Genomic DNA, 357 nt, shown 5'->3' on the forward strand with positions numbered 1-357 from the left:
CTACAGACGGCGTTCGTACCTATGTCTGCAAGAATGACAGCAGTCACACCTACACAGAGCCGATCCCTGCTGCAGGTCATAATCTTGAAAAGGCAGAAAAGAAAGATGCCGGCTGCACCAAAGATGGATATGAAGCCTACTGGAGATGCCAGACTTGCAAAAAGCTTTTCTCAGACGAAGCTGGGACTGTGGAAATCATCAATCCAATAGAGATCAAAGCGACAGGTCATGATCTGAAAGCAGTCAAGAGAAAAGAAGCCGGCTGCACAGAAGATGGACACGAAACATACTGGAGATGCCAGACCTGCAAAAAGCTTTTCTCAGACGAAGCAGGAACCGTGGAAATCAGCAATCCGA

Annotated in this window: 1 pseudogene; it reads left to right on the forward strand. The window is 47.6% G+C overall.

The window, feature by feature from the left end:
* Positions 1 to 357 (forward strand): annotated as a pseudogene (locus tag LI112_RS17960) (hypothetical protein); the annotation flags it as partial.

Source organism: Blautia sp. 210820-DFI.6.14 (assembly GCF_020558815.1).
GTDB lineage: Bacteria > Bacillota > Clostridia > Lachnospirales > Lachnospiraceae > Blautia_A > Blautia_A obeum.